This is a genomic window from Blastococcus sp. CT_GayMR20 (assembly GCF_004570345.1).
Genome location: NZ_SPQM01000184.1, coordinates 1 through 7,810, shown reverse-complemented (window position 1 = coordinate 7,810; position 7,810 = coordinate 1). Strand labels below are relative to the sequence as shown.

The 7,810-nt window shown below is 73.8% G+C and carries 8 protein-coding genes; 4 read left to right on the top strand and 4 right to left on the bottom strand.

The window, feature by feature from the left end:
• Together E4P40_RS24685 and E4P40_RS24680 are read right to left on the bottom strand one after the other, a co-directional pair.
• Window positions 1-557: ANTAR domain-containing protein (locus E4P40_RS24685; protein WP_135160990.1), on the bottom strand; the 557-nt coding region annotated here is incomplete at its 3' end.
• Window positions 558-677: 120 nt separating this feature from the next.
• A complete protein-coding gene (locus E4P40_RS24680; protein WP_135160991.1) occupies window positions 678-953 on the bottom strand; it encodes a mycoredoxin in 276 nt (91 codons plus the stop codon).
• A 190-nt stretch (window positions 954-1,143) separates the two neighbouring features.
• On the opposite strand from E4P40_RS24680, the gene E4P40_RS24675 reads away from it, so the two are divergent.
• Together E4P40_RS24675 and E4P40_RS24670 are read left to right on the top strand one after the other, a co-directional pair.
• On the top strand, window positions 1,144-3,153 hold the full coding sequence (locus tag E4P40_RS24675) for an ATP-dependent DNA helicase UvrD2 (protein WP_135160992.1): 2,010 nt from the start codon (window positions 1,144-1,146) through the stop codon (window positions 3,151-3,153).
• Window positions 3,154-3,359: 206 nt separating this feature from the next.
• Window positions 3,360-3,650 carry a hypothetical protein gene (locus tag E4P40_RS24670; RefSeq protein WP_135160993.1) on the top strand — a complete coding sequence of 97 codons (291 nt, stop codon included), beginning with the start codon at window positions 3,360-3,362 and terminating at the stop codon, window positions 3,648-3,650.
• Between the two features lie 510 nt (window positions 3,651-4,160).
• Here E4P40_RS24670 and E4P40_RS24660 read toward each other — a convergent pair.
• A complete protein-coding gene (locus E4P40_RS24660; RefSeq protein WP_135160993.1) occupies window positions 4,161-4,451 on the bottom strand; it encodes a hypothetical protein in 291 nt (96 codons plus the stop codon).
• A gap of 206 nt (window positions 4,452-4,657) precedes the next feature.
• Entirely contained in the window at window positions 4,658-6,667 is a 2,010-nt protein-coding gene (locus E4P40_RS24655; RefSeq protein WP_135160992.1) for an ATP-dependent DNA helicase UvrD2, read from the bottom strand.
• 190 nt (window positions 6,668-6,857) lie between these two features.
• On the opposite strand from E4P40_RS24655, the gene E4P40_RS24650 reads away from it, so the two are divergent.
• Both E4P40_RS24650 and E4P40_RS24645 read left to right on the top strand, forming a co-directional pair.
• On the top strand, window positions 6,858-7,133 hold the full coding sequence (locus E4P40_RS24650; protein ID WP_135160991.1) for a mycoredoxin: 276 nt from the start codon (window positions 6,858-6,860) through the stop codon (window positions 7,131-7,133).
• 120 nt (window positions 7,134-7,253) lie between these two features.
• On the top strand, window positions 7,254-7,810 hold a 557-nt coding region (locus E4P40_RS24645; protein ID WP_135160990.1), incomplete at its 3' end, for an ANTAR domain-containing protein.

Genomic DNA, 7,810 nt, shown 5'->3' with positions numbered 1-7,810 from the left:
GATCTGCTGGCGACCACGGTCTGGGGCCGACGTCCCGGCGCGGGGACCGGCCGCACGGACGAAGACCGGGAGGCGGGGGCGGGTTCCTCGTCGCCGGCGAGGCCGTCGAGGACCTCGCGGGCGAGCTCGGCGACCGGCCTCCCCGTCGACCGCGCCTCGCGACGCAGCGACTCGAAGGCCACCCGTGCGCTGGTGCCGTGCCGCTCGGCGAGGACGCCGATCGCCCGCTCGGTGGAGACCCGGGCGGCCAGTGCGTGCTCGAGCTGGGCGACCGTGCGCTCGAGGGCGGCCACGCGCGCGTCCACCGGGTCGTCGTCCGCCGGGTTGCCCGTCGCGCCCCGGGCCGAGCGGCGCGCGGTCCGGTCGGGCTCGATCAGCGCGCCGAACTCCTCGGCGACGAGGTCGGCCAGGGAGAGGCCCTCGACGAGGTCGGCGGCGTCCTGGACACCACCCGGCGAGACCACGGCCCAGCCGCGGGCGGTCCGGGTCAGCGCGACCGGAGGTGCGGCGGACGGGCAGGCGTCAGCCGTGGGAGAGGGCTCGTTCCCCGAGCTCATTCCGACGGCCCCCGCACTGGTCAACGGTCCCACGGACCGGAGGATCTCGGCGCCGCGTTCGCGGCCCGCTGAGGGGCGATCATGCCCCTTCGAGGGCCGTGGAGCGGGGATCATCTGCGCTCAGGCCTCCGCCGGGCGGCTGAGCTGGGCCTTCACCTGGTCGATGCTGGGGTTGGTCAGGGCGCTGCCGTCGGCGAAGAGCAGGGTCGGCACGGTGCGGTTCCCGCCGTTGGCCTGCATGACCAGCTCGGCCGCCGAGGGGTCCTGCTCGATGTCGACCTCGGCGTACTCGATGCCTTCGCGCTGCATGAGCTTCTTCAGGCGCACGCAGTAGCCGCACCACGTCGTCGTGAACATGGTGACGGGGGCGGCATCGGGCAGGGGCGCGGCGGTCATCGAGGGGATCCTCCCTGGTCGTGCGGAGCGGGTCCACCCCCGGGAGGGTGGCACGCCGGGTGTAGAAGGCAACGCCGTGTTCCTGGGGATGCTTCCCCGGATCGTCCGACGCGGCTGGGAGGATCGGTCCGACCACATCCGTCCGGGAGTTCCGGACGGCGCCGCCACACGGACACGGGAGGAGCCTGCGATGACGTCAGTGGACAGCGGGATCCGGTCCCGCGCCGAGGCCGTCCTCGCCGCCCTGGACGACGAGCAGCGCACGGCCGCGCAGGCCGTCACCGGCCCCGTCTGCATTCTCGCCGGTGCCGGCACCGGCAAGACCCGCACCATCACCCACCGCATCGCCTACGGCGTGCACACCGGTGTCTACGTGCCCGAGCAGGTGCTCGCCGTGACCTTCACGGCCCGCGCCGCTGGTGAACTGCGCGGCCGCCTGGCAGCTCTGGACGTCGGAGGAGTGCAGGCGCGCACCTTCCACGCCGCGGCGATGCGCCAGCTGCGCTACTTCGCCCCGCGGGTGCTCGGCGGGCCCATGCCGTCGCTCGTCGAGAACAAGCTGCGGCTCGTGGCGACCGCGGCGTCCCGGTCGCGGCTGTCGACCGACCGGACCAGCCTCCGTGACCTCGCCAGCGAGATCGAGTGGGCCAAGACGACCCTCGCCACGCCCGACGACTACCCGGCGCGGGCCAAGGCGGCCGGCCGGGAACCGCCGTTCGAGGCGTCCGCCGTCGCGGCGGTCTACGCCAGCTACGAGTCGGCGAAGCAGCGCGACGGCGCGCTGGACTTCGAGGACCTCCTGCTGGTGACCGCCTACGCGCTCGAGGAGCACCCGGCCGTCGCCCGGGAGGTGCGCGGTCAGTACCGCCACTTCGTCGTCGACGAGTACCAGGACGTCAACCCGCTGCAGCAGCGGCTGCTGGACGCCTGGCTCGGCGGGCGGGCCGAGATCTGCGTCGTCGGCGACCCCAACCAGACCATCTACTCCTTCACCGGGGCCGACCCCGACTACCTGCTCGGTTTCGCCGACCGCTATCCCGACGCCGAGGTCGTGAAGCTGGAGCGGGACTACCGGTCGACGCCGCAGGTCGTCGCGCTCGCCAACCGGCTGATCGGCCAGGCGCCGAAGCGCAAGGGACTGCCCGGGCTCCGACTGCTCGGTCAGCGACCCGATGCGGCCGAGCCCACGTTCGTGGAGCACCCGGACGAGCCGGCCGAGGCCGCCGCCGTGGCAGCCCGCTGCAAGGCGCTCATCGACGAGGGCACCCCGGCGGCGGAGATCGCCGTCCTGTTCCGGATCAACGCGCAGTCCCAGGTCTACGAGGCCGCGCTGGCCGACGTGGGCGTGCCCTACGTCCTCAAGGGCGGGGAGCGGTTCTTCGAGCGCCCCGAGGTGCGCGAGGCGGTGCTGCTGCTGCGGGGCGCGGCGGCCGGGGGCAGCGACCCGGGGGCGCTGGTCCCCACGGTCCGCGACGTCCTGGCCTCCACCGGCTGGGTCGAGCACCGCCCACCGGCCGGCGGCGCGGCGCGCGACCGCTGGCAGTCGCTCGCCGCACTGGTGGACCTCGCCGTCGACCTGGTGGCGGACAACCCCACCCTCGACCTGGCCGGCTTCGTCCAGCACCTCGCCGAGCGCGCGAACGCCCAGCACGCGCCCACCGTCCAAGGGGTGACGCTCGCGTCCATGCACGCGGCCAAGGGCCTGGAGTGGGACGCGGTGTTCGTCGTGGGACTGGTGGACGGCGTCGTCCCCATCGCCCAGTCGCTGTCGCGGCCGGAGGCGGTCGAGGAGGAGCGGCGGCTGCTCTACGTCGCCGTCACCCGTGCGCGCGAGCAGCTGACCCTCTCCTGGTCGCTGGCCCGCAACCCCGGCGCCAAGCGGTCACGACCGCGCAGCCGCTTCCTGACCGGACTGGCCCCCGAGTCGACGGCGACGGCGCCACCGGCCCGCCGGGCCGGCAAGAAGCAGAAGATCGTCCTCGAGGGCGAGGCCGGTCAGATCTTCGAGCGGCTGCGCGCGTGGCGCAGCCAGGCCGCGCAGTCCCAGTCGGTGCCCGCGTACGTGGTCTTCACCGACGCGACCCTGCAGGCGATCGCGGAGACCCGGCCGGCGAACCTCCGGGAGCTGTCCGGGCTGCCGGGGATCGGCGCCCGGAAGCTCGAGCTCTACGGCGAGGACGTGCTCGCGGCCCTGGCATGACGCCGGGCTCCGGACCGCCGACGGCTCGGTACCGAGGGCGACGGCAGGCGGTCCTCCCTGAACTGTGCGACACCTCTGGAGGAAGTCGCCGTTAATTCGATTGACCCCGCTCCGACGGCGGTCATAGTGTCTCGCCACACACGAGCTGCACCCCAGCGCTCCCGGCCGCCCGGCCGGAGCGAGAGCCGGAGAGGAGGGGGCAACTGATGATCACCACGACGTGGACCAACGCCCCCGCCGACCTCCTCGGCCTGGGCGGCAATGCCATGCGTCCGTGCTCCGCCGCTCTCAGCGGCAGCGCTGTGCCCGCTGACGTCGCCATGATCGCGCCCTTCGGCGCGGTCCAGGGGACGGGTCTGCCCATCGGCGGCACCGTCGTCCGCGTTCGCGAGGCCTTCCCGCAGACCGGCACCCCGAACCTCACCCACAACTACATCGGTGCCAAGAACGACGGCACCAGCCTCGGGATCCACACCCGGGGGAGACCGCTGAGCTGACGCTCGACCGGTCCTCCTCGAGGCCGCGGAACCCGAACCCGGGATCCGCGGCCTTTCTCTTTGTCTGCGGCACCCGGTCCCGACCACCGGTCGGCGGGTTCCCGCCCGCTCGCCGGCGAACAGATCGCAGACGAGAACAAGGAGGAGCGGCAGTGCAGCAGACGATCGCCCGCCCGACGTCCCACCGCCGACCCGGGCTCCCCTGGACCGGGGGGTTTCCCCCGAGGCGGCCCCACACCCCGGTGAGCCCTGCACCGGTGCGGCGTCCCCTGCCGTGCCGGGTCGAGGACCCGGAGCTGTGGTTCGCCGAGAGCCCGGGTCGGCGGTGGGACGTCGGGCGGGCGATCGTCTGCTGCACTGCCGCTCCTCCTTGTTCTCGTCTGCGATCTGTTCGCCGGCGAGCGGGCGGGAACCCGCCGACCGGTGGTCGGGACCGGGTGCCGCAGACAAAGAGAAAGGCCGCGGATCCCGGGTTCGGGTTCCGCGGCCTCGAGGAGGACCGGTCGAGCGTCAGCTCAGCGGTCTCCCCCGGGTGTGGATCCCGAGGCTGGTGCCGTCGTTCTTGGCACCGATGTAGTTGTGGGTGAGGTTCGGGGTGCCGGTCTGCGGGAAGGCCTCGCGAACGCGGACGACGGTGCCGCCGATGGGCAGACCCGTCCCCTGGACCGCGCCGAAGGGCGCGATCATGGCGACGTCAGCGGGCACAGCGCTGCCGCTGAGAGCGGCGGAGCACGGACGCATGGCATTGCCGCCCAGGCCGAGGAGGTCGGCGGGGGCGTTGGTCCACGTCGTGGTGATCATCAGTTGCCCCCTCCTCTCCGGCTCTCGCTCCGGCCGGGCGGCCGGGAGCGCTGGGGTGCAGCTCGTGTGTGGCGAGACACTATGACCGCCGTCGGAGCGGGGTCAATCGAATTAACGGCGACTTCCTCCAGAGGTGTCGCACAGTTCAGGGAGGACCGCCTGCCGTCGCCCTCGGTACCGAGCCGTCGGCGGTCCGGAGCCCGGCGTCATGCCAGGGCCGCGAGCACGTCCTCGCCGTAGAGCTCGAGCTTCCGGGCGCCGATCCCCGGCAGCCCGGACAGCTCCCGGAGGTTCGCCGGCCGGGTCTCCGCGATCGCCTGCAGGGTCGCGTCGGTGAAGACCACGTACGCGGGCACCGACTGGGACTGCGCGGCCTGGCTGCGCCACGCGCGCAGCCGCTCGAAGATCTGACCGGCCTCGCCCTCGAGGACGATCTTCTGCTTCTTGCCGGCCCGGCGGGCCGGTGGCGCCGTCGCCGTCGACTCGGGGGCCAGTCCGGTCAGGAAGCGGCTGCGCGGTCGTGACCGCTTGGCGCCGGGGTTGCGGGCCAGCGACCAGGAGAGGGTCAGCTGCTCGCGCGCACGGGTGACGGCGACGTAGAGCAGCCGCCGCTCCTCCTCGACCGCCTCCGGCCGCGACAGCGACTGGGCGATGGGGACGACGCCGTCCACCAGTCCCACGACGAACACCGCGTCCCACTCCAGGCCCTTGGCCGCGTGCATGGACGCGAGCGTCACCCCTTGGACGGTGGGCGCGTGCTGGGCGTTCGCGCGCTCGGCGAGGTGCTGGACGAAGCCGGCCAGGTCGAGGGTGGGGTTGTCCGCCACCAGGTCGACGGCGAGGTCCACCAGTGCGGCGAGCGACTGCCAGCGGTCGCGCGCCGCGCCGCCGGCCGGTGGGCGGTGCTCGACCCAGCCGGTGGAGGCCAGGACGTCGCGGACCGTGGGGACCAGCGCCCCCGGGTCGCTGCCCCCGGCCGCCGCGCCCCGCAGCAGCAGCACCGCCTCGCGCACCTCGGGGCGCTCGAAGAACCGCTCCCCGCCCTTGAGGACGTAGGGCACGCCCACGTCGGCCAGCGCGGCCTCGTAGACCTGGGACTGCGCGTTGATCCGGAACAGGACGGCGATCTCCGCCGCCGGGGTGCCCTCGTCGATGAGCGCCTTGCAGCGGGCTGCCACGGCGGCGGCCTCGGCCGGCTCGTCCGGGTGCTCCACGAACGTGGGCTCGGCCGCATCGGGTCGCTGACCGAGCAGTCGGAGCCCGGGCAGTCCCTTGCGCTTCGGCGCCTGGCCGATCAGCCGGTTGGCGAGCGCGACGACCTGCGGCGTCGACCGGTAGTCCCGCTCCAGCTTCACGACCTCGGCGTCGGGATAGCGGTCGGCGAAACCGAGCAGGTAGTCGGGGTCGGCCCCGGTGAAGGAGTAGATGGTCTGGTTGGGGTCGCCGACGACGCAGATCTCGGCCCGCCCGCCGAGCCAGGCGTCCAGCAGCCGCTGCTGCAGCGGGTTGACGTCCTGGTACTCGTCGACGACGAAGTGGCGGTACTGACCGCGCACCTCCCGGGCGACGGCCGGGTGCTCCTCGAGCGCGTAGGCGGTCACCAGCAGGAGGTCCTCGAAGTCCAGCGCGCCGTCGCGCTGCTTCGCCGACTCGTAGCTGGCGTAGACCGCCGCGACGGCGGACGCCTCGAACGGCGGTTCCCGGCCGGCCGCCTTGGCCCGCGCCGGGTAGTCGTCGGGCGTGGCGAGGGTCGTCTTGGCCCACTCGATCTCGCTGGCGAGGTCACGGAGGCTGGTCCGGTCGGTCGACAGCCGCGACCGGGACGCCGCGGTCGCCACGAGCCGCAGCTTGTTCTCGACGAGCGACGGCATGGGCCCGCCGAGCACCCGCGGGGCGAAGTAGCGCAGCTGGCGCATCGCCGCGGCGTGGAAGGTGCGCGCCTGCACTCCTCCGACGTCCAGAGCTGCCAGGCGGCCGCGCAGTTCACCAGCGGCGCGGGCCGTGAAGGTCACGGCGAGCACCTGCTCGGGCACGTAGACACCGGTGTGCACGCCGTAGGCGATGCGGTGGGTGATGGTGCGGGTCTTGCCGGTGCCGGCACCGGCGAGAATGCAGACGGGGCCGGTGACGGCCTGCGCGGCCGTGCGCTGCTCGTCGTCCAGGGCGGCGAGGACGGCCTCGGCGCGGGACCGGATCCCGCTGTCCACTGACGTCATCGCAGGCTCCTCCCGTGTCCGTGTGGCGGCGCCGTCCGGAACTCCCGGACGGATGTGGTCGGACCGATCCTCCCAGCCGCGTCGGACGATCCGGGGAAGCATCCCCAGGAACACGGCGTTGCCTTCTACACCCGGCGTGCCACCCTCCCGGGGGTGGACCCGCTCCGCACGACCAGGGAGGATCCCCTCGATGACCGCCGCGCCCCTGCCCGATGCCGCCCCCGTCACCATGTTCACGACGACGTGGTGCGGCTACTGCGTGCGCCTGAAGAAGCTCATGCAGCGCGAAGGCATCGAGTACGCCGAGGTCGACATCGAGCAGGACCCCTCGGCGGCCGAGCTGGTCATGCAGGCCAACGGCGGGAACCGCACCGTGCCGACCCTGCTCTTCGCCGACGGCAGCGCCCTGACCAACCCCAGCATCGACCAGGTGAAGGCCCAGCTCAGCCGCCCGGCGGAGGCCTGAGCGCAGATGATCCCCGCTCCACGGCCCTCGAAGGGGCATGATCGCCCCTCAGCGGGCCGCGAACGCGGCGCCGAGATCCTCCGGTCCGTGGGACCGTTGACCAGTGCGGGGGCCGTCGGAATGAGCTCGGGGAACGAGCCCTCTCCCACGGCTGACGCCTGCCCGTCCGCCGCACCTCCGGTCGCGCTGACCCGGACCGCCCGCGGCTGGGCCGTGGTCTCGCCGGGTGGTGTCCAGGACGCCGCCGACCTCGTCGAGGGCCTCTCCCTGGCCGACCTCGTCGCCGAGGAGTTCGGCGCGCTGATCGAGCCCGACCGGACCGCGCGCCGCTCGGCCCGGGGCGCGACGGGCAACCCGGCGGACGACGACCCGGTGGACGCGCGCGTGGCCGCCCTCGAGCGCACGGTCGCCCAGCTCGAGCACGCACTGGCCGCCCGGGTCTCCACCGAGCGGGCGATCGGCGTCCTCGCCGAGCGGCACGGCACCAGCGCACGGGTGGCCTTCGAGTCGCTGCGTCGCGAGGCGCGGTCGACGGGGAGGCCGGTCGCCGAGCTCGCCCGCGAGGTCCTCGACGGCCTCGCCGGCGACGAGGAACCCGCCCCCGCCTCCCGGTCTTCGTCCGTGCGGCCGGTCCCCGCGCCGGGACGTCGGCCCCAGACCGTGGTCGCCAGCAGATC

Excerpts from the sequence above, each read along its gene's own strand:
- E4P40_RS24680 (WP_135160991.1), bottom strand. The coding sequence starts at position 953 with ATGACCGCCGCGCCCCTGCCCGATGCCGCCCCCGTCACCATGTTCACG.
- E4P40_RS24675 (WP_135160992.1), top strand. The coding sequence starts at position 1,144 with ATGACGTCAGTGGACAGCGGGATCCGGTCCCGCGCCGAGGCCGTCCTC.
- E4P40_RS24670 (WP_135160993.1), top strand. The coding sequence starts at position 3,360 with ATGATCACCACGACGTGGACCAACGCCCCCGCCGACCTCCTCGGCCTG.
- E4P40_RS24660 (WP_135160993.1), bottom strand. The coding sequence starts at position 4,451 with ATGATCACCACGACGTGGACCAACGCCCCCGCCGACCTCCTCGGCCTG.
- E4P40_RS24655 (WP_135160992.1), bottom strand. The coding sequence starts at position 6,667 with ATGACGTCAGTGGACAGCGGGATCCGGTCCCGCGCCGAGGCCGTCCTC.
- E4P40_RS24650 (WP_135160991.1), top strand. The coding sequence starts at position 6,858 with ATGACCGCCGCGCCCCTGCCCGATGCCGCCCCCGTCACCATGTTCACG.